The organism is Coleofasciculus sp. B1-GNL1-01, from assembly GCF_040220235.1.
Taxonomy (GTDB): domain Bacteria; phylum Cyanobacteriota; class Cyanobacteriia; order Cyanobacteriales; family Coleofasciculaceae; genus Coleofasciculus.
In genome coordinates this window covers 1-20994 of sequence record NZ_JAVJTO010000043.1, presented here as the reverse complement: position 1 = coordinate 20994, position 20994 = coordinate 1, and the positions used below count along the sequence as shown (strand labels likewise).

General features: G+C 45.4%; 14 protein-coding genes. 1 reads left to right on the top strand and 13 read right to left on the bottom strand.

Annotation, left to right across the window (positions count from 1 at the left end):
* Window positions 1–264: 264 nt before the first annotated feature.
* From RID53_RS09760 to RID53_RS09740, 5 genes are all read right to left on the bottom strand, one after another.
* A complete protein-coding gene (locus tag RID53_RS09760; RefSeq protein WP_446387921.1) occupies window positions 265–825 on the bottom strand; it encodes a phycobiliprotein lyase in 561 nt (186 codons plus the stop codon).
* A gap of 112 nt (window positions 826–937) precedes the next feature.
* On the bottom strand, window positions 938–1618 hold the full coding sequence (locus tag RID53_RS09755) for a HEAT repeat domain-containing protein (RefSeq protein WP_446387920.1): 681 nt from the start codon (window positions 1616–1618) through the stop codon (window positions 938–940).
* A gap of 389 nt (window positions 1619–2007) precedes the next feature.
* On the bottom strand, window positions 2008–2571 hold the full coding sequence (locus RID53_RS09750; RefSeq protein ID WP_446387919.1) for a hypothetical protein: 564 nt from the start codon (window positions 2569–2571) through the stop codon (window positions 2008–2010).
* Window positions 2572–2813: 242 nt separating this feature from the next.
* Window positions 2814–3239: a universal stress protein gene (locus RID53_RS09745; RefSeq protein ID WP_446387918.1), complete on the bottom strand. Its 426-nt coding sequence runs from the start codon at window positions 3237–3239 to the stop codon at window positions 2814–2816.
* Window positions 3240–3402: 163 nt separating this feature from the next.
* Window positions 3403–4998 carry an alanine/glycine:cation symporter family protein gene (locus RID53_RS09740; protein ID WP_446387917.1) on the bottom strand — a complete coding sequence of 532 codons (1596 nt, stop codon included), beginning with the start codon at window positions 4996–4998 and terminating at the stop codon, window positions 3403–3405.
* A gap of 197 nt (window positions 4999–5195) precedes the next feature.
* Here RID53_RS09740 and polA point away from each other — a divergent pair, with 197 nt between their 5' ends.
* Window positions 5196–8150: a DNA polymerase I gene (gene polA / locus RID53_RS09735; RefSeq protein WP_446387916.1), complete on the top strand. Its 2955-nt coding sequence runs from the start codon at window positions 5196–5198 to the stop codon at window positions 8148–8150.
* Between the two features lie 97 nt (window positions 8151–8247).
* Here the strand turns inward: polA and RID53_RS09730 are convergent, their stop codons facing one another.
* The 8 genes from RID53_RS09730 to RID53_RS09695 all read right to left on the bottom strand — a co-directional run bounded on the left by RID53_RS09730 (window position 8248) and on the right by RID53_RS09695 (window position 20756).
* On the bottom strand, window positions 8248–9135 hold the full coding sequence (locus tag RID53_RS09730; RefSeq protein ID WP_446377062.1) for a hypothetical protein: 888 nt from the start codon (window positions 9133–9135) through the stop codon (window positions 8248–8250).
* A 146-nt stretch (window positions 9136–9281) separates the two neighbouring features.
* On the bottom strand, window positions 9282–11201 hold the full coding sequence (locus tag RID53_RS09725; protein WP_446387915.1) for a WD40 repeat domain-containing protein: 1920 nt from the start codon (window positions 11199–11201) through the stop codon (window positions 9282–9284).
* 27 nt (window positions 11202–11228) lie between these two features.
* Window positions 11229–12002, bottom strand: coding sequence for a pentapeptide repeat-containing protein (locus tag RID53_RS09720; RefSeq protein ID WP_446387914.1), 774 nt, complete (start codon window positions 12000–12002; stop codon window positions 11229–11231).
* A 46-nt stretch (window positions 12003–12048) separates the two neighbouring features.
* Window positions 12049–12954, bottom strand: coding sequence for a WD40 repeat domain-containing protein (locus RID53_RS09715; protein WP_446377068.1), 906 nt, complete (start codon window positions 12952–12954; stop codon window positions 12049–12051).
* A 65-nt stretch (window positions 12955–13019) separates the two neighbouring features.
* On the bottom strand, window positions 13020–13595 hold the full coding sequence (locus RID53_RS09710) for a hypothetical protein (RefSeq protein ID WP_446377070.1): 576 nt from the start codon (window positions 13593–13595) through the stop codon (window positions 13020–13022).
* Window positions 13596–13662: 67 nt separating this feature from the next.
* Complete coding sequence (locus RID53_RS09705) at window positions 13663–14106, bottom strand: hypothetical protein (protein WP_446387913.1); 444 nt, start codon at window positions 14104–14106, stop codon at window positions 13663–13665.
* A gap of 103 nt (window positions 14107–14209) precedes the next feature.
* Window positions 14210–19168, bottom strand: a complete 4959-nt coding sequence (locus tag RID53_RS09700) for a hypothetical protein (protein ID WP_446387912.1) — start codon at window positions 19166–19168, stop codon at window positions 14210–14212.
* A gap of 670 nt (window positions 19169–19838) precedes the next feature.
* On the bottom strand, window positions 19839–20756 hold the full coding sequence (locus tag RID53_RS09695; protein WP_446387911.1) for an Rpn family recombination-promoting nuclease/putative transposase: 918 nt from the start codon (window positions 20754–20756) through the stop codon (window positions 19839–19841).
* Between the last annotated feature and the right edge of the window lie 238 nt (window positions 20757–20994).

The following is a 20994-nucleotide window of genomic DNA, read 5'->3' as shown; positions in this document are numbered from 1 at the left end:
TTAGGTTGAGGAGCATGATTATTCAGAGGCTTGAAGGTGCAACACACTGTTGTGTGCGGCTGGGGGGAATAAATGGGATTAAATCCTTGTCTGGCAAGGTTTTTGTGATTTGCGATCGCGCTTCTTGTGAGAAATGCGGGTAATCCACCTAACAGTTAATTTGGCAGTTAATTTGGCAATGCTCCCCCAGCTTCCCCAGCTCCCCCAGCTTCCCCAGCTCCCCCAGCTCCCCCCCACCACAACACTTATTCAGTAGCCCCTAGATTAAGTCTTCGCCGCCGCATCTTGTGATTTTTGCGGGGGCTTAGTCACACCCATGCGAATTTCTGAAGACAGAGACGCCATGCTAAAGCCGCCAAATCGCTTCAAAATGCTCGTCCGTAGCCGTAAGTTAGGACTAGCAAACCACAAACGCTCCTCAGAATACATGGTTTCGTAGTCGGTAATTAAGGTCAACGCCTGATCATCTCCCATAATATAGCGACCCGCTACCGGGGCTTTCTCCGCATAGCCCATTTCCCGCAATAGCTTCCCTTCATTGGGCTTATCAGGATCAGCAACGGGCACCAGCACCGTTGAGCCTTGATGCTTTTCTTCATCCCAGTCCATTGTGCCATCCCACGTCACTCTGGCACCGCAGATAGCTGAATCTGGATCAACCTCATACTGTTGGCATAGCTGAACCACTTCTGGCGCATCAGCCGCGATCATTTCAATCGTAATATCAGATTTACCATTTTCAGCTTGCTTAAATGCCAGATGGTGACTGGTACGCTGCGAAAACCATCGACCAGCACTCTGCTCAAAAAATTCTTTTATATCCATGAAGTCAGACGTTTCACGTTAACAAAGCTTTAATTGATTTTATCGTTCTCCTGGCTTGTTTATGGTTCATTGTTGATTGCTCATGACTTCCAGTAAAGCCATGGGCAGAGGTTTAGGCTGGCTTTGTCGCCTCCTGCAAGCGATTCAGGGAGATAGATGCTGCTTGGGCAACTTGGGGATGGCTGTCTTTGGCTAAGAATTTTAATGCCGACTGGCTTTTGTCCGTGGGTAGGTTCCCCAGGGCTTCGGCTAATCGTTGGCGCACTAACCAATCGGGGGATTGAGCAAAGCGCAGGATATCATCCACAGCGTCTATAGCTTTAATTTCACCCAATGCGGAGATAGCTGCCTGTTGCACCACGATTTCTTCACTATCCAGTGCTTTAGTGAGAACTTGACGGGCGCGGGGATCTTTTATATTGCCCAATGCGACAGCCGCGCTGAACCGGACTAACCATTGTGTATCTTCATAGAATGTCCGGACTAATGATTCAAAGGCTCTGGCATCTTCTAGATATCCTAAGGCTCCGGCGGCATCAGCGCGAATGCCATAATCGGGGTCAGTTTCGAGTAGTTTCACCAAAATGGGGTAGCATTCGTCTGTCTGCTTCACCCCCAAGGCAAAGACTGCCATCGATCGCACTTGTAAACTGGGATCGTCTAAAACCTTCTTGATTAAAGGCACAGCCTCCTCTGCTGGCACGTTACGGAGGTGGGCTAACGCCACCATGCGATCGCGGGAGTTGGCACTATCGAGCTGATCTGAAATTTGCGCTAAGTTAGGATAATCCATCCGCTTCCCCTTATCGTTAAGAAATGTTACATACATTATAGAAAATTGCACCAGGAAGCGCACTTATCCAGGATGAGCAAGAGGAGGCGATTGAAATCGCTGCTACACAAACTAAGTCCGCCTGCGCGGACTTGGTTATAACAGGGGTAGCGTTCCCCGGATTTGGTATGATGCCAGAAGCGTTGAAAGTGAGGGAACCTGGTACGTGTGTAGGGGCGGGTTTCATCACTATCTTTTCGGTTGCACCCAGATGTAACTAAACCCGCCCCGCCTTTCGTGGGTGAATTATTTCCGTCAAGCTGCACTCGTCAATCAAAAATGTAAGAGGAGCGGCTGGCTTTCCTTGTCCCAAAGAAATGTAGCTATAATAACCCACTGAAACTCGACTATTATTGAGACAGAGATGGAATGTTAACGGTTAGCTTAGACTCTTCAGCAAGAACCTTTTTGATAAACAGGTGTCTTGGTTCAGTTTTTGCGTAAGCTCGCTTTACTAAAGCTGCTTCGTCTTTATCTGCATCCAGAACCTGTCCATCTTCAAAGATTACATACATCCCCCCATACTGAGTCAACAACTCTTGTCTTTTCTCTTCAAAAAGCTGACTCTGATGCTCCATGTATTCAACAACCTCCGGATCGGGGTACACAGCAGGTTTCTCTTGCTGATCTATAGAGTCTATATCTGCACCAGTTTTATTAACAATATTTAACGCTTCTTGTAAATCAGCGATCAGTTGTTTAGCTAGCGTTGGACTAACAATCAAACGAGCTATAGGTTGACAATCAACCACAATTTCTTCTTCGGAAGCTTTGCTTAAATCTCTGACATTAATAGGGTCAATAAATCCAAAATCAATAACTATATCATCATCCATAGGATTAACTGTAGCCACATCAGCATAATGGGGATGGCAACTCTGATGAGACTTAAATTGCACTTTCACTCTGGACATACACTTTTTCCCCAATAACAGAAACTAACTAAAATTTGGTCAATTACAGCCTAGCATCAGAAATGCCCCCATGCGATCGCGAGAATTAGTAAGTACCTGGACATAAATTCTGGACACTGTACTAATAAATCGTAACACGCCTCAAATCCTTACTGCCCGTGAGTTTCCTAATCTCAACCGTTAACTTGAATGCAAGTCCGACTACTTACTTCTACCTGATTAGCCTTCTCAGCTTTTACCCCTCAACGGAGTAACAACACCGGACAAGGAGACAACCGCACCACTTGTTCAGCGACAGACCCCATCAAAACCCGCTTGACACCTGTGTGTCCGTGGGTAGGCATGACAATTAGTTCAATTCCTTTTTCTTTGGCATAGTCCACAATTTCATGACTAGGAGTCCCAATTGAAACCTGATGCTGTACTTCTGCATACCCCAGTTCACTCAGCTTGTTTTTCAGCACAGATTTAGCGTTGTTTTGCCGAGATTCTGAGGTAACTGTTTTCCATATTGTACCGGGATCGACGGCACTCAGAGGCAGTAGAACGTGAATGACATGTAAATGAGATATATCCTCGACAAATTCTAAAGCCGGAGCCAGTGCAGTAAAAGATATATCTGAGAAATCAGTTGGTACAAGCACATTGTTCTTTTTTAACCAGCTCATAATTATTAAGGGTTGATTGTTAATTCTTCATTTCCGTATAGCTTGCTGGGATGGAAGCGAGTTTTCTCTTAATTCAGGGCGGGTTGAGTGACATCTGGCTACCAAGAAACGATAATAATGAAACCCGCCCCGACAACCTGCAAAACTCAAAGATGCATTAGTGTCAAGCTTGGTGGGAATCCCCCAGAGTGGCTAGCTTTTCCGCATAAGTTGGCATTTGCCCAGAACGTAGCCGCTCCATATAATTGCTGATGTCTCCTGCCACCTCATTGGAGAGAAAATAAGCACCAATTAAGTTGGGAAGTGCCATCATCAGCAGGGTTAAATCGCTAAAATCAATTACCGCACCGGGAGTGACAACAGCACCAATAAACACGCAGGCGACAAAAATTACCTTATAGATGATAATGGTGCGTTGACCAAAAAGATATTGCCAAGAAATCTCGCCGTAATAACTCCAGGAAATAATTGTAGAGAAGGCAAACAAGAAAATCGCGATCGTGAGAACAATCGGGAACCAGGTACTAACTGTAGCAAAGGCATTCAGTGTCATCTGCGAACCATCGATCGCTTCACCCGTATCTTGATAGACACCTGTTAGGACAATCATGATTCCAGTCATGTTGCAGATGATGATCGTATCAATAAACGGTTCCAAGAGGGCGACAATCCCTTCCCGCACTGGTTCATCAGTCCGAGCCGCCGAGTGCGCGATCGCAGCTGAACCGATCCCCGCTTCATTGGAAAAAGCACTGCGCCGCACCCCTTGCACAATAACGCCAATAATACCGCCTTCAATCGCTTGAGGAACAAACGCTTGACTAATAATTGTCCCAACTGCGCTAGGAACTTGAGGTAAATTAACTACAACAATCCACAGACACCCCAAGATATAAATCACCGCCATTGCGGGCACCAGCAACCCCGTCGTCGAAGCAATTCGCTCAATCCCACCAATAATCACAATTGCGGTTAATACTGCTAAAACCAAACCGATGATCCATTCCTTTTGCTCCATCCCCGGAAATGTACCCACAAACGCGATGGCGGCTTGGTTAGACTGGAACATATTCGCGCCACCCATCGAACCAAAAATCGCCAGCACGGAAAAAATAATGGCTAATCCCTTTCCCAGAGGAGCCAACCCCATGTTCGTTAACCCGCGCGAGAGCATATAAGCTGGTCCTCCCGCGACTGTGCGATCAGGGCGTTCGATGCGGTATTTTAGTCCTAGCGTACATTCCACCAACTTCGTTGTCATCCCCAGAAAAGCCGCCAGTGTCAGCCAGAACATCGCCCCTGGACCACCAACTTGAATGGCTACAGCCACGCCAGCAATGTTGCCTAATCCCACCGTTCCCGACAACGCCGTCGCCAACGCCTGAAAGTGGGAGACTTGTCCCTCTTCCTCTGGGTCATCATACCTACCCCGTACCACATCAATTGCATGTTTAAAGGCACGGAGATTGATAAAGCCGAGGCGAAGCGTAAAGAAAATACCTGCTACAATCAACCACACCACAATCAGTGGAAAACCACCGATGTCGTAGAAGAGAATTTCAACGAGGAAAGCGACGATTGCCGAGAATACACTATCGATCGAATTCAGGAAACCGCTAGAGGTTTCGGTATCTTGAGCCAGAACTCGAACCGGAAAAAATAGCAGCAACAGGGTGGCTAGCAGGAATGCCGCTCGCTGTCCCCCTCTTTGACGTTTAAGCTGCACTGGGGAAATTGGCTGTTTTCTAGGATATATCATCTGTGAATGTAATTGCCAACGTGATATCGATTAGGTTATCCGACCCCACCGAATTTAGAGGAAGATTATATCACTAGACTGGGATTGAGGATTGATCGGGAGCATATAGTAAGGAAGAGAGCGATCGCTTACCTTTACTCCAGTTCCCCCCTTTCAAAGGGCAGGGGGCTTCTCGTGGATTAAGCTAAAATGAGCCTATGTCTCAATCAATGCCTGTGCCTAACGCCTCTCCCTCTGCCGATTCAACAACGGCAGGAAAACCACTATTTATTCTGGTTGACGGTCATTCTCTCGCGTTTCGTTCCTATTACGCCTTCGCTAAAGGACGAGATGGGGGACTACGAACCAAGAGTGGAATACCCACCAGTGTGTGTTTTGGCTTTCTCAAGTCCTTATTAGAGGTGATCAGTTCCCAGCAACCTCAGGCGATGGCGGTGGCGTTTGACCTGGAATTGCCAACATTTCGTCACGAAGCGGATGATACCTATAAAGCCGATAGACCGGAGACACCGGAAGATTTTATCCCAGATTTGCAGAATCTCAAAGCATTGCTGACGGCGTTGAATTTACCCGTATTGGCGGTTCCGGGCTATGAGGCTGATGATGTTTTAGCAACCTTGGCACATCGGGCGACTGATGAAGGGTATCAGGTAAAAATTTTAACTGGCGATCGCGACCTGTTTCAACTCATCGATCCGCAAAAGTCAATTACGGTTCTCTATCTCAGCCATAAGGCATTAAAAAGCGGCAGTTCCACTGGACTGGAAGAATATAGCACCCAAGGGGTAAAAAATAAACTGGGTATTACACCAGAACAGGTAGTGGATTACAAAGCCCTTTGTGGCGATAAATCCGATAATATTCCCGGAGTGAGGGGAATTGGCGAAAAAACGGCGGTTAAGTTACTGAATGATTTTGGTTCCCTAGAAGGCATTTATGCATCCCTCGATCAGATTAAAGGTGCGGTAAAAACGAAACTGGAAACCGGAAAGCAAGACGCTGAACATTCTAAGTATTTAGCGCAATTGGCTTTTGATGCACCTGTGGATGTGGAATTAAAGGCGGGAAAGTTAGAGGGGTTTGATACCTCTGTACTTAAGCCTTTCTTACAAAAACTAGAATTCGAGTTTTTCTTAAAGAAAATTGACGAAATTCACCAGCGTTTTGGTGGAAACGTGGCGGAAGATGCAGGGACAGAATCAGAACCCTCGGTTGAAGACAGTAGTCCTGATCTGTCTTTCTGGACAGCCGATGAAACAGAAGACTATCAGAAACAAGCGGCAGCCAGTTGTCCAATTCAACCTAGAATTATTGATACAAAAGATAAATTAGACCAACTGGTCGATATTCTGGAAAACTGCACGAACATAAAAACTCCAGTGGCTTGGGATACAGAAACCAGTGATGTGAAGCCACGGAACGCCGAATTGGTGGGTATTGGTTGCTGTTGGGGACTTGAAGCAACAGATGTTGCTTATATCCCGATCGCCCATAACCAGGGTCAGAATTTAGACAAACAGACCGTTCTAGAAGCACTGCGTCCTATTTTAGAGCGCGATCGCTATCCCAAAGTGCTACAGAATGTAAAGTTTGACCGCCTAATCTTCCAGAGTCAAGGGATTAAACTAGCAGGAGTAGTGATGGATACCATGCTAGCCAGTTATGTTCTCAATCCCGACAATAGTCATAATCTTAATAGTTTAACCGAACGCTACTTCCCCCAAATTCAGCTAAAAAGCTACAAAGATTTAAAGATTCCCAAAGGAAAAACCATTGCTGCATTGAGTAGCAAAACGGTGGCAGAATACTGCGGGATGCAAGTCTATGCCACGTTTCAACTGGTTCCTAAACTCAGGGAAGAACTGAAAGCAATTCCGGCGCTAGAGAAGCTGTTGATTGAGGTTGAGCAACCGCTAGAACCGGTGTTAGCCCAGATGGAATATCAGGGAATTCGTATTGATACGGCTTACCTCAAAGAACTCTCGGAATCTCTCGAAAAGGAACTCGCCGATATTGAACAGAACGCTTACAAGCAAGCCGGAGAAGAATTTAATTTAGGATCTCCCAAACAGTTAAGTGAATTACTATTTGAGAAACTGAATCTCGACCGCCGCAAGTCGCGCAAAATGAAAACAGGCTACTCAACGGATCATGCCACATTGGAAAAGCTACAAGGGGATCATCCGGTTATTGATACCATTCTCAAACACCGCACCCTCTCTAAATTAAAATCCACTTATGTTGATGCTTTGCCGAAACTGGTTCATAAAGATACCCAACGCATACATACTGATTTTAATCAAACAATAACCAGCACAGGACGTCTATCCTCATCGAATCCTAATTTACAGAATATTCCGATTCGGACGGCGTTTAGTCGCCAAATTCGCCAAGCATTTTTACCTGAATCAGGTTGGTTATTAGTATCCGCAGACTATTCCCAAATTGAGTTACGGATTTTGGCACATCTGAGTCAAGAACCCTTACTGGTGGAAACCTACCGGAATAATCAGGATGTTCACGCAGTAACTGCTAAATTATTGTTTGAAAAAGAAACCGTAACGCCAGACGAACGACGATTGGGAAAAACAATTAACTTTGGCGTGATCTACGGTATGGGACCCCAGCGATTTGCCAGAGAAGCCGGAGTATCGGCGGCGGAAGGAAAGGAATTTATTGACCGATTAAAGCAACGCTATGCCAAAGTTTTCGGGTATTTGGAGCAGAAGAAACGGGACGCGATCGCCAAGGGTTATGTGGAGACGATTTTAGGACGTCGCCGTTACTTTGAATTTAATAGTAACCGATTGCGCGATGCTAAAGGTAAAAATCCGAAAGAGATTAATCTGGATGAATTTAAGGGAATCGGTCAATATGACGCGGGGTTACTCCGAGCGGCTGCTAATGCTCCGATTCAAGGTTCTAGTGCGGATATTATCAAAATTGCCATGGTCAAAATGCATCAGGTGTTACAGAATTACCAGGCGCGATTATTGTTGCAAGTCCATGATGAATTAGTCTTTGAAGTTCCGCCGCATGAATGGGAGGAATTGCAAGCAAAAATACCAGAGACAATGGAGTCAGCCGTTGAGTTAGCTGTCCCGTTAGTCGTGGATGTGAGTGAGGGTAAAAATTGGATGGAAGCGAAATAACACTGATTTCACGGATTTCGAGTCCACATTCCGCCCTCAAAGTGTCATACCCCAATAATTTTGAGATCAAATAGGCAAATTATTTCTTCCTCAATCACTAATCACAACTGTGATAAACGTAAACTTTGGTGTCAAAAGAAGTATTTGGGTTGAGATGAACTCCTAAATAGTCAAACTGTTGCTTCTCAAACAGGTTGAGCAACAGTTGCGTTCCCTTACATACCTCCGGGGAACATCCCGCCTGCTGCATCAACGTCTCGACGATATCGGGAGTCACTCCTTGAATATCCAGTTTAATTCCAGGACAAAATTGTCCACCCGAAAATGCCAACGACAAAAAGAGAGGTTGATTTCTCAGCCTAGTCTGGAAAGGGACAAGGGGTTGCCAACAGTTTTCGGTTAAACCAGCCAGGTAACTGGCATTTTTAGCTCTATCCCAAACCTCTAAATCTTGGGGTTGACTAAAATAAACTTTCTCCAGACTTTCACCTTGAGGACGTTCAGCCGTTGCTAAGAAATGAACCGTTTGCTTTTGCAGTTCTTTCGCACAAGCATAAACGTAGGCAAGTCCTTCAGTATCAACACCCGTATCCCGTAACCAAGCGCCAACAACCTCTAATGAAATACGCTGACGAAAATAGTAGGAAAACTCGAAAAGTTCTGCTGAATTTATCTCGACTTTAAAGAAAAGATTTTGGTACTCTAAGAATTTAGCTCGAACTAAGAAACGTCGCAGTCTTGACTCATCAATGCCGTGGTTTTCCAGATAACGAGCGATGCGAAAGGCGAAATCTTTGCCACTTCCACGGGTCATTAAGCCGACTGTCGTAGCGGTGCTGTCTAGAGATAGTTCCTGGTAAGCATTGAGTTCGCTGGCAAAGGCTTCCACGTAGGGGGTGACGCGGTTCCAGGGTAAATCGATCGCGCCCAGTAGAAGTCCAAGACGGGCAGCACCTTGGAAGAGGGGGTTATAATCCAAGCTCATATCAAGTTCAGTAGTATCGTTCTTGTATAGGGGAAAGGGGGCAAAAGGTTACAAGAGTAGAAGGGTAATGAGTATACTTTACTAAATTGGAGTTAAAGTTAGATTTCAGTATCCTTTAAAACTTTTTGGGTTACGTGACTGAAAAACTACTGAATTATGCCCCAAATTTTAATGGTTTTATCCCAACTGCCACTGATAATCGTTTTCCCATCCGGAGTAATCGCGACACCTCTAATCCAACTTGTAATCAAACTTGAATGTCCAGTCAGAGTCTGAAGGGGTTGTCTGGCTTTCAAATTCCATAACTTGATCGTCTTTTCTTCTTCATCATGACTGCTAACCAGAGGTTGTCCCCCAGGAGGAATAGCCATTGATTCAAGTTGATGGGCATTTTTTTTAATCGTATAAATTTGCTCCCCTTGGCACAAATCCCATAGTTTGATGCCGTCTATAGCACCACTAATTAACCTTTGATTCTCAGCGGTGAGTGCCAAAGCTATTACATCAAAACCATGTCCCACCAACGTCTGAAGCTGATTCTTGGCTTCCCAATCCCAAATATGAATAGTTTGACCAACACCAGCAATCAGGAGTGAACGGTTTAACCTTGAAATCAACGGAGTAATCACAACGCTATGAACGGGGGCTGATGCTGGAATCGTCTGCATCAGTTTTCCGGTTGACAAATTCCACAGTTTCAGCGTTTTGTCATTAGCACCACTCACCAATGTTTGTCCATCTGGACTTACGGCAACCGCTAGCACTCTATCGGAATGACCTTTAAGTGTGTGCAGGAGTGCGCCTGTTTGCCAATTCCACAAATTAATTCTGTGATCGGCACTCCCACTAACCAGAATTTGCCCATCTGGACTAAATGTTAGGCATTCAATCCAATCCGAATGTCCTGTAGTTTTTCTGCGGGTATTTTCTGCCGGAATAATGTCAACAATCTCGTCGTTTGAGGTAATAATCGCGGTTAGTCCTGAGTGCGATCGCCCCGCCAGGATCACTCGTTCATTCCCCGTGGGCAGATCCCAAACTCTGACGCTATTGTCGTAACTCCCACTGGCAAAGACGTTACCGTGAGGATGCATCGCCAGACAATTCACATAGCTGGAATGTCCGCCGTAGGTATGGAGAAGTTCTCCTGTGGCTAAATTCCACTGTCTCAGGGTTTTATCGTTACTGGCGCTGATTAAGGTTTCGCGATCGCGACTAATCGCCACAGCGTTAACATAATGGCGATGTCCTCTCAGGGTACGGATTAATTCTCCGGTTGGCACATCCCACACCTTAATCGTTGTATCATCACTCCCACTGACAAAGTACCGTCCATCAGCACTAATTGCCAGGGATTTGATCACATTGCTATGTCCCTGACAGGTATAAAGTTCTTGCCCAGTTTTCATCGCCCAGGCTTTGATAGTAAAGTCTCGACCTTCAAACTCACCACTACCACTAATTAGCATCTGCCCATCTGGACTCATTGCCAACGCCTGAATATCTTCAGTATGTCCTTGAAAAGACTTTACTTTTTGTTTTGTCGTCAAATCCCAGACATCAATATATCCCTTGCCATTGCCACAGACCAAACATTTCCCATCTGGGCTAATTGCCAGGGAATAAACACCACGGTCATCTTGCCAAAAGGTATGGACTAGCTCACCCGTGGTTAAATCCCACATTCCCACCTCGCGATCGCAACCACTACTAAAAAGAGTTGTCCCGTCTGGACTAATCACCAAAGAAGAAATTCGATTGGTGTGAAAACGCTCAAGGGTGATTCGTTCCTGTTTCAGTTGTAAGTCCCAGACTTTAATAACATAATCAGGACTATCGTCAGCACTAATTAGAGTTTTCCCATCTGGACTCAGCGCCAGACAAGTGACTCGTGCTTGATGTCCTCTCAGGTAGCTAATATCCTGCTTAGTCAATAAATTCCCAATTTTAATCGTATAATCTTCGCCGCCACTTATAAAACGTTTTTCGTCATGACAGATCACAACCGATTGCCCCGCATATTGTTGCAACGTGTGCAAACATTGGAATGAGTAATTTTCTACCATTTTGTCTAGTATCAGAACCTGAAAACGTCAACTACTCTCTCCCGTCCAATCAACGCCTTCCAAGTTAGCGTTATTGAGATTCGCATTAGTGAGCAACGCCCCAAATAAAACAGCATCTTCAAGATTAGCGCCTTCAAGATTAGCATCTTCCAGGTTAGTATCAGTTAGGTTCGCCGTTTTCAGGTTGGCTCCCTTCAGGTTAGCGCCTTGTAGGTTTGTTTCTACAATAGCGGTATATTCTAGGTTAGCTCCTTCTAAGGTTACACCTTGTAGGTTAGCTTCACTCAGATCCGCTTCTTCTAAATTTAGCCCCCCTAAATTGACACCTGGCAGATTAGCTTGGTAGAGATTTATGCCAAACAAATTAGCGCCGTCTAAATTAGCATTTTCTAGATTAGCGCCATTCAGGGTTGCATTGGTCAAATTTGCATTAGACAAATCTGCACCACGGAGATTCACCTTTTCTAGCCATGCCTCGCTGAAATCAATTCCACTCAAATTTAAACCACTCAGGTCAACATCATTAAGGTAAGCCTCACTCAACGTAGCACCTGTGAGGTTAGCCTCTCGCAGGTTAACTCTCCACAATTTAGCCTGATTCAGGTTAGCTCCACGGAGGTTAGCGCCACTGAGATTGGCATCATTCAATTTCGCCTTACTCAGATTTACCCCACTCAAATCCATGTTGCTCAAATCAGCCCTAGAAAAATCCCCCAAGATGTCTGGATGATTTTCTTGTCGCCACTGATTCCAAGCCACAGCGCCTTGTTTAAGATGTGCCAAATGATTGGGATTGACCATGGGATAATACCTCTTGTTACTCACGTATAGTTGGCTAATCTAAAGTTTATTGCAATTTCCATATCTTGATCGTCTTATCCCATAATGCACAACTTGCTAACCTTTTGCCATCAGGACTGAACACCACGCAATTAACACCATCAGAATGCTCCCCTAACTCAAATAACTGTGTACCTGTCTTTACCTGCCAAAATCGAATCGTTCCATCTTTATGACCACTAGCGATTGTTTGTCCATCTGGGCTAAACGTAGCACAGTGAACTGTCCCTAAAAATCCACAAGGTATGGTACGAATTTCTTGACCACTGGCGAGATGCCACAATTTAATGGTTTCGTCCCAACCGCCACTGGCTAGAGTTTGTCCATCGGGACTAATCGCAACAGAATCAATATCGTTAGTATGACCGATGAGAGTACGAATTTCTTGACCCGTGAGCAAATTCCAAATTTTGATGGTTTTGGCTTTGCCTCCACTGACTAACGTCTGTCCATCGGGACTGATGGTAAGATCATGAACATAGCTAGAGTTATGGCTGAAGGTGCGAATCTCTTGACCCGTTTTGAGATGCCAAATCTTAATGGTCTTATCCATACTGGTACTCACTAAAGTCTGTCCATCGGGACTGAGAGCCAGAGCATTAACTCGTCCTTTATGTCCTCTAATCGTGATAATTTCTTCACCCCTATGCACGTCCCATACTTTTATCGTTTCATCACTACTACCACTCACTAACATTTGACCATTTGAGCTGATAACTAAATCAAAAACCAAGCTTTCGTGGCCCCTAAGAGTACGTAATTCTTCACCACTCTGTAGATGCCAAACTTTGATAGTTTTATCTCGACTGGCACTGAATAATGTTTGTCCATCCGGGCTGATAGCAAGACAGTATAAAAAATCGGAATGACCCCTGAGAGTAGAAATGATTTCACATTTAGTTATTTCTTCCATAACGATTCATCCTTAACTAAGAATTGATGGACAGGCTGATTCAGTCTGCTGAGTTAACCTGACTTTTAAGCATTATCTATACTTAGGTTGTAGAAACTGGCTTGTTTGAGTGAGGATGAAGATACCTTTGCTAAAATTTCATCGGCGGCTTGAATCCTAAAATCTGATGATACCCCTGATGGTTCGGGAGCGAGTCCTTGTAAGCGAGTCAGTAATACTAAAGCTGCCAATCCGGCTGAACGCAGAGAGTAATCCAGTTCAGAAGCGGAAAACCCCTTGAATTCTTGCCCTAAATAATCTTCCAGATCCCGCAAAACCTTGATTGTAATTGCCTCCAATGAGGGCGGAAATCGGATTTGGGGGTCTAGACGAGTGGCTTGAAGCAAATGGTGCAGTCCCTCATTGACTAGCCTTGTACCACGACCAACGGTTAATCGTCCTAAATACGATTGATTAGTCTCATCTTCGGATGCTAAATCTCGTTCAAGTTGAGCAATTGGTTTGATCGCAGCGCAGCATGCTAAACCCAGGTCGAGATGCAGTTCTGCTGTAGGACAGGACACAAGTTGAAGCGCACCAAAATAGAGAACTTCAACAAACCGCTCTTGCTCTAAAAGTTGCCTGATAGCCGTAGGAGACATAATTAGATTTCTTTACCCCTTAGGAAACGATTAGCCAGTGATGTTATTCTCCGACTTTCTCACTAAGTTACAGCAAGTCTTCATAGTTTATCAATTTCTCTTGAATTAATTGATCGACGAGATCCGTTGAAACCTTTGGATTAGGACCTCCGCCAAAATGCGCTCTCCAATGGGCATAGCGATAGGGAGTCATAGGGTGAGGTTCATTCTCTAGGAACAGGTTTATTTTGGCTGGACTCATCCCCTTCTCCTCCGCTAAAAAGCTCCGAAGCATATCCTCAAGTTTTCCTTCATTAAAAGCTTTATCCAGTTCTTTTTTAGCCGCCCTTAAGTAGCGTCCCTCTGCATTCTCATGGAGGATTAGGTCACGCAGGTGCTTGACCTCAAGCTGCGAAAGGTCTTGACCATCAACGACTTTCCCCCAGACTATTACATCGAGTTGATCGGGAGTGAACCTTCCTCGGTAAAGTTCTCCAGTGGTATCATCTACTAGGACGTGTGTGTCTACCATGAAGTGTTCTTTAGCTAAAGCCACATCTTCTTTAGGCAAGCCCGTTAAGTTGGCAATAACATCTATATCATGAGAGGATTCTCGAATTCGAGCATAGGGATCATCAAGGATGAGCAGAAGTTACAGCGTTTGATTGCCCGCTAGTTACTGGATTAAAGGAGTTTTGTCCTTTGTAACTTAAGCCTTGTTTGCGGACTTGCTGATTGACTTGAAAGCTTAAGGTAATCAGTTCTTGGCGCAATCCATTGATGCTATCCAGTTGAAATCTATATTCACCTTGATATTTTTCAGCAATTTCTAGAGCTTCTTTTGCTTTCTGTTCAGGAGACAAATTTTTATTTTTATACTTTCCTCTGTCTTTCTTAAGATCTACCATTGTTTCTGCCATTTCCCCCAGTTTTTTAACCTTATCTTGAAGTTTTTGATCAAGAGGAATTGGAGAACCCTTGAGAAGTCCCTCAAGTTTGGTTAACTGATCAATCGCACGGGCAGCCCGGTCAGTATATTTCCCACTTGTCCATAAAGCATCACCCAAGCCTTCTTCCGGTGTAATGTGTTGGAGTGCATAACTGATTTGTTCGTTGAAGGCATTTAAGTACTCCTCAGGGGTCAGTTTTTGACCTAAAAACATCTGCTGATTACCCACCACATGCTGAGCCGCACCACTGGTATAGTAAATTTCGTTAGCAAAAATTAGTGCCTCACTTTGCTTCTTATTCCACGCAATCGTTAATTCATTGAGCCGTGCTTTCTCTGTCTTATTCAATTGTTTGGTTAGCCTTTTTTCTCTCAGTGGTTCAAGTTCTGCCAAAATACGTTTAACTTCTGCTAGTCGTTTGACATAGAGAATATTACTCGCTTCCATTTCTGCATTTGGGTTCTGGAGCTTAATGGCTTCAACGTTCTCTTCAGGATAAACTTTTCTTTGGGCTGGATCTGAATGATTAGGTTTTTTCGCCTTATTTTGAAAGATAATTTCAGCATCTAGATCATTTCTGGCTTGAGTGTAAACCTGCTCAGCCGCTTTGAAACGAGCGGTTGTTTGGGCTTGAACCTCCGGATCACTGTCCAAACCATTAAGTGTATCTTTTTGAAATCCTTTCCATTCTTCATCCGTCATATTCCGCCGTTGCTGCGTCAAAGCCATGACATCTTGATCGGCAACAAGCTTGGCTTCAGTTTCTAGATCCGCTGGTGCATTTCGCTGGGCTTCAAACGTATATTGTTGATCCAGCTTCGCGGTCATTTGGTCTAATTTATCACTAACTTGCTTTGGTGTGTTGAGCGAACCCGGCTTTTTACCAGCTTCTCTACACAATGATCTTGTTTCTTGTTTCAGGGTGGTAATTTCCTCAACTAACTCTGCTATCTCATCTTCAAGTTGCTCTTTTTTCGTTTGTCGTTCTGTTCGGTTTGTTTCCATATCCGCCGCGCCGCGCCCGGATAATTCTGACTCGTCTAAAGACTTAAGCGATTTTTCGATTTCTTCTAGTTTTGCCTCTTTGTTGATTTTTTTGTTCCAGGCATCCTGTAACTGATTTAATTTGCCGACGATCGCGGCTTCTTTCGTATAAGCGGCATCGGGTAAGAATCCGGGAGTGTAGACATTAGTATCGAAGACAAAGCCGGATTCTCTGCCAAACTTTTCTCTAAATTCTTCATTGAACCGTTCTACCGCTTCAATTGCCTTAATTTTATTCGGACTATAGAACACGATATCATAGTCAGAGGTGAGATCTGTACTGCCTGCAGCAATTTGGCTGATGCGAGACTTATCCTGAAATACAGCTTCTACCTCAATTAAATCTTGCTTGATTTTATTAATTATTGTTTGTACCTCGCTGGTGCGGTAGTCCACAACTTGCTTCATTAAGTTGGGATACTTGAGGTAGTTGGCTTTGACCTGCTTCCAATCGAGCTGAGCATGACTCATCAGTTTTTGGAGTTGTTCCTTAGTGAGAGGTTGCCCAGGCGATTTTCCAGCCAAGTGATTAATTTGTTCCGGCGTCAGATTAAGATTTGCTTCAGTATCTAGCGATTGGATACGTTGCTGTTGAATGGCGACTAACTCTTGCTCTTCTTGAGTAGTCAGTTGCTCTTTCTCAATTTTATTCAGCTCGTTGTATCGCTGGGTTTCTAAGTCATTGAGATCGTCCTTAACCCGTGCTAGCTTTTGCTTAATTTCTAAATCGAGTTGTTGTACCTCAGTGTCACTAAGATCTAGATGGGTCTGCTTGCGCGTCTGAAGCTGTCTAATTTCTGTGAGATCAGCTTCCAATAGATCTAAATCGCCTTGTAATTTAGCATCATAGTTGTCTTTATTGTCAAAGAGCGTCTGATAGCGAACCTCAATCAGTTCGCAGTCCGAGCAAAGGACAACATTCCCATCGTCTAAGGCTTTGAGGGTATGTCCACCTGGCGTTGTTTGTTGAGCGACGACTCCTGGCTCATCTGCTTGTGCACCGGAACGGGTTGGTGTTTCTACATGGTGAGTACTACTGGGACTTTCTATCTCAGGTTGGCTATCGGGTGGCTTAATCTCTCCATCTACGGAATCGCCTGTCGAAGTCGGTGTTGTGCGTTCGGGACTATCTGGCAGGTTCGAGGGGGGAGCATCTGAGTTCGCTGGTGGTGTCTCCGGCGCTCGACTCCGCAACCGAGGACCAAACACTTCGCCAATACTCTTAAACCCAGCGCCAGCCATACCACCACCAACGCCACTCATTAAGGCATTCACGCCAACGGAGGTTCCCATGTTCTTGAAGAAGCCTTCAACACCACCCGCCCAGGTTTCATCCTGAGCCATGCCTTGAATAATGCCTTCACCAATACCGCCAATCGTGGCATCAATGCTACCTTCTAAACCGGCGTTGAGGATGCGGGTACCGGCTTGACCAAAGACTTTTTGGACTCCAGGGGCGACGGATTGAGCCAGGGCTGTCTTGCCCATGCCTTGCATAAACTGGGTTGCCAAATGACCACCCACCATGGTTAAACCCACCTCAACACTGGCAGAAACGGCATCCACTAGAGCCTGAGTGCTGGTTACGTCGTATCCCTCACCCTGAATCGCTTTATTCAAACCCACTTTTAACGCCGCCGCCAGCACCATCGCTTCAGCCGCAACCGCGACCTTCCCACCTAACGCCATAACAAAGGGACCCGCCGCACCAGCGGTGAGAAGGGTAGCAGCAATACCGACAATGGCAACGGCAATGGTAGTTGCCCATTGAGCGACGGTGGCTTTGGCATCCCGATATTCTGCCGTCATCCGTTTAGAGAATTCTTCATCCCGGCGCAGTAACTGCTGTTCTGCTTCGGTGAGTTCCCCATCGGCTAGGGCATTATTATAGGTGGCTTGATACTCTCGCCACGCATCATCGGCATTTTCCCCACTGGAGGAGAGAGCATCCATAATGCCCGTGCTGATTCCGCCCCGTTCTCGTTCCAGGAGTTCCTTCGCCCGGGCTAATCGTTCGGCTTCGGTTTGGGGTTCGCCTCGGATTAAGTCCAGGGCTTGCCAATAGTCGCGGGTATCTAGTTCCCGTTGTAGGATAGCCGCGATCGCAGGTTTTATTTGACCCTGGCTATACCATTGTTGTCCATACTCTCGGCACAGTTCAAAGACTAACTCCTCGTCGGTTCCTGCCATCGCGGTTGCCCATTGCAGGCGCATTAGGGGCGTGAAGTGACCGATCCGCAGGGCGTCGTAGAAGATATCATATTGTTTGGCGGAAATATCTTTGCGAATCTGTTGCAGTAAATTCTGATCGGCTAAAATGTCAGCGGCGACGCCTTCGTTGAGGATGCGGTCAATGGCATCATAGAGTAACCGCTCATCTGTACCTAACCCTTCTACGGCTTGTTTAATCGCGGCGACGGTTGAACCCGCACCCCCACTGAGCAATTCCATGGCGCGAGTGTAGTCCGCTTCAGATAAATCACTTCGCAGTACATCCAGCACCCCTTGGGGATTGCGTTCTCGAATAAACTGTCGTTCCGACTCACTCAGGGAATTGAGGACTTGCCAGATTTGTTTTTCATCGGTACCTAAACCCGCACAAGCGGCTTTGAGTTGTCCCACGGCGGACTGGCTTTGTCCATCACCGGCAATTAAAACCGAATTCCCTGCATCTGCGATCGCGTCTTCGCCTAATGCTTCACCTTGTTGGTTCAAATATGCCTGTTGATACTCTGGGTCATACTTCAGTCGTTGCTGATGCAGGATTTCCTGTGCTTCGACTAAATCGCTTCCCGATAGTTCGGCACCCAGGAATTGATCAATCGTTTCGGGAAGCTGGCTAAACTCTTGGGCGGTGAGTCCAGATAGCGCCGCTTTCAATCCCGCTTCATCGGTTCCCCAACCCGCGATCGCCATTTCAATCCGGTCTACATTCGTTAGCGTACCCCGAAGCGTGCGATCGCAACGAATCCAGTCAGACTCAGATAAATCGGCTTTCAAGTCATTGAGTAACTTGGGTTGAGATAAAATAAACTGCTTCTCTTGGGGAGTAGCACTCTCAATCGCCCGCCAGATCGCCGCTTCATCGGTTCCCCAACCCGCGATCGCTTGTCGCAGTTTTGCCGCGAGTACCCCATTCCCCTCTAAATAGGCATTGACTAAACTTAAATCTTCGCCACTCAACTCATTCCGTAGCCAGGTAACCAACTCTGGATCATTCCACAGTTCATTCAGTTCCGCTTCACTGGCGCGATCTAAGGCATTAAATATCTTATCCTCATCTGTTCCCCAGCCTTTAACCGCTTCTCGAATTTTATCCCGTAGTGTCAGTTTGCCATGACCCAAAAGCTGCAACGCTTTTTGCAAGTCATCACCGGAGAGTTCATCATGCAGCGCTTGTTCAAGTGGCGGATGATACCGTTGATTATAAGCCGCTTCAATTGCCTGAGTCAGTTCGCGGTTCCCCGCCCAGAGAATATCCAGAACTTTCCGTTCATCGGTTCCCCAGCCATCAAATGCATCATGCAAGGCTTGGGCTTTTTCATGGGGGTCAAATCCGGGTGGAAATTGACCCCCGTCTTCCGGTTGACGTTGAACCACAGACTCCTCGGCTGTTGGTTCAGATGTAGAGGGATTCCCTGGCTGAGAATTTAGCCGGTTCAGGGGATTAACCAGAGGTTTGAGCCGCCGTTGGGTAGTATTTCCCAATCCCGTCTGCGACTGATTTGGTGGTGGTGGGGCGTCTGACGTACTAACCGGGATTTCCAGCAGATTGGACTTGAGGTGATCCGCTTTTTCCCGTTGGGCTTGGATATCTACGGGTTCCTGGGGTTGGGGTGAGGCTGGGGGCGGAACGTTAAACCGATTAGGCTGTAACGGATTCGGGACTGGCGTCGAATTAGATTGAGACGATCCTTTTGGTTGGCTGTGCATATACTCAGACATGATCCCCTTCTCCCTCTCTACGGTTTATCTGCACCCCACCGCGAGTGCTTCTGTTCTGGAATTCCTTTATTTTATACCAATTTCACCTAAGCCAGATTGAAGCAGGGGAAGGAGATGTGAGTAGCAAAGGATACGGACTCACGACGAACGGAACGGCGCTAAAGCGCCCACTACAAACGGAGCGATCGCTATCCGAAAGTGCTACAAAATGTAAAGTTTGACCGTTTAATATTCCAGACTCAGGGGATTAAACTAACAGGGGAATTGATCTTGATGAATTTAAGGGAATCGATCAATATGATGCGGGGTTACTCCAAGCCCCAAATTATCCATTTTTCTGTAACCAACTTGATAACTCTTCTACATTGTTGAAATCAAAAATATCATTGCTTAGATGTTCCAACTGGTCAACCGATAAGTTTTGAATTCGCTGATTTATTTCTGGCGGAATCAACCCAAACTGTCGCTCCATAAAACGGAATATCCATCGGATTTGCTCTTGTTGACGACCTTCTTGTAAGGCTTCCTGCTTTGCCTTAACAATCGAACCCCGTTGGTCTTCCAGAAACATTTCTTGCTTACGCAATTTTTCCACTTCTTCTGGACTCAAATTCGCTTGATTGGCGATATTCATCGCTTTATCGAGTTCTGGCAGTTGGCTAAATGTGGGGGGGATTACCTCCAAGCTGGGAGCCTCTTTAATAAAATAAATCCATTTATCCGTTAAACTTTCTAGTTCATCCAGCGTTTTCATAAATTTCGGTAATTCTACAAAAATCAACTCGATTTCTGGATCAGGATAATCAAACAACTCCTGGTTTTCCTTTAAGCTAAACCGGGTCAAATACCGTTGTGTCTGATCAAACATAGGAAAATCGGTAATTGTTAAGGAAATTACGGGTTTCAGGTACGAATATCCTTCACCATATTTGAGCTGATTTCCATAAGTTTTGGTCAGGTTATAAATAACCCGCTTCTCGAAGAAGGCTACGTTGAGGACTTGCATCCCAATTAGGACGGTTGAGCCATTATCCAGTAAGGCTTTGACATCCAGATAGCTGTCTTTGAGATCCACCACCTCCCTAGGATTATAGGGGTCAATGATTTCTAAATCCTGAATCACGGGGTTGGCTTCATAAATTAAGGCATTTAAAAAGCTAATTGGGATATCTTTGCTGTCTTTTGAGCCAAATATTTTTTTGAAAGCAAAGTCAGTCTTGGGGCTAATAAATCTTAGAGTCATGGCTTTTAAATAATTTGATTGTAAAACTAATTTACTTTGATTATACTTGACTTTTAAACTGAGTATAAATTAGCCGTTACAATCGCTTATACTAAAACCCGGATTTCTCACCACAATTGCCCAAAGGCTCATACACCCTGGATTAACCGTAGAATAAGGCTTTCAACACTCTGTCAAAATTCAGTGTCGGTCAAAAATGCTCGAAACCTACTCCAGGTAAAGGTTTCGACGACTCAGA

What these genes read in the sequence shown, in the direction of transcription:
- RID53_RS09760 (WP_446387921.1), bottom strand. Translation starts at nt 825, where the DNA reads ATGGATATAAAAGAATTTTTTGAGCAGAGTGCTGGTCGATGGTTTTCG.
- RID53_RS09755 (WP_446387920.1), bottom strand. Translation starts at nt 1,618, where the DNA reads ATGGATTATCCTAACTTAGCGCAAATTTCAGATCAGCTCGATAGTGCC.
- RID53_RS09750 (WP_446387919.1), bottom strand. Translation starts at nt 2,571, where the DNA reads ATGTCCAGAGTGAAAGTGCAATTTAAGTCTCATCAGAGTTGCCATCCC.
- RID53_RS09745 (WP_446387918.1), bottom strand. Translation starts at nt 3,239, where the DNA reads ATGAGCTGGTTAAAAAAGAACAATGTGCTTGTACCAACTGATTTCTCA.
- RID53_RS09740 (WP_446387917.1), bottom strand. Translation starts at nt 4,998, where the DNA reads ATGATATATCCTAGAAAACAGCCAATTTCCCCAGTGCAGCTTAAACGT.
- polA (WP_446387916.1), top strand. Translation starts at nt 5,196, where the DNA reads ATGTCTCAATCAATGCCTGTGCCTAACGCCTCTCCCTCTGCCGATTCA.
- RID53_RS09730 (WP_446377062.1), bottom strand. Translation starts at nt 9,135, where the DNA reads ATGAGCTTGGATTATAACCCCCTCTTCCAAGGTGCTGCCCGTCTTGGA.
- RID53_RS09725 (WP_446387915.1), bottom strand. Translation starts at nt 11,201, where the DNA reads ATGGTAGAAAATTACTCATTCCAATGTTTGCACACGTTGCAACAATAT.
- RID53_RS09720 (WP_446387914.1), bottom strand. Translation starts at nt 12,002, where the DNA reads ATGGTCAATCCCAATCATTTGGCACATCTTAAACAAGGCGCTGTGGCT.
- RID53_RS09715 (WP_446377068.1), bottom strand. Translation starts at nt 12,954, where the DNA reads ATGGAAGAAATAACTAAATGTGAAATCATTTCTACTCTCAGGGGTCAT.
- RID53_RS09710 (WP_446377070.1), bottom strand. Translation starts at nt 13,595, where the DNA reads ATGTCTCCTACGGCTATCAGGCAACTTTTAGAGCAAGAGCGGTTTGTT.
- RID53_RS09705 (WP_446387913.1), bottom strand. Translation starts at nt 14,106, where the DNA reads ATGGTAGACACACACGTCCTAGTAGATGATACCACTGGAGAACTTTAC.
- RID53_RS09695 (WP_446387911.1), bottom strand. Translation starts at nt 20,756, where the DNA reads ATGACTCTAAGATTTATTAGCCCCAAGACTGACTTTGCTTTCAAAAAA.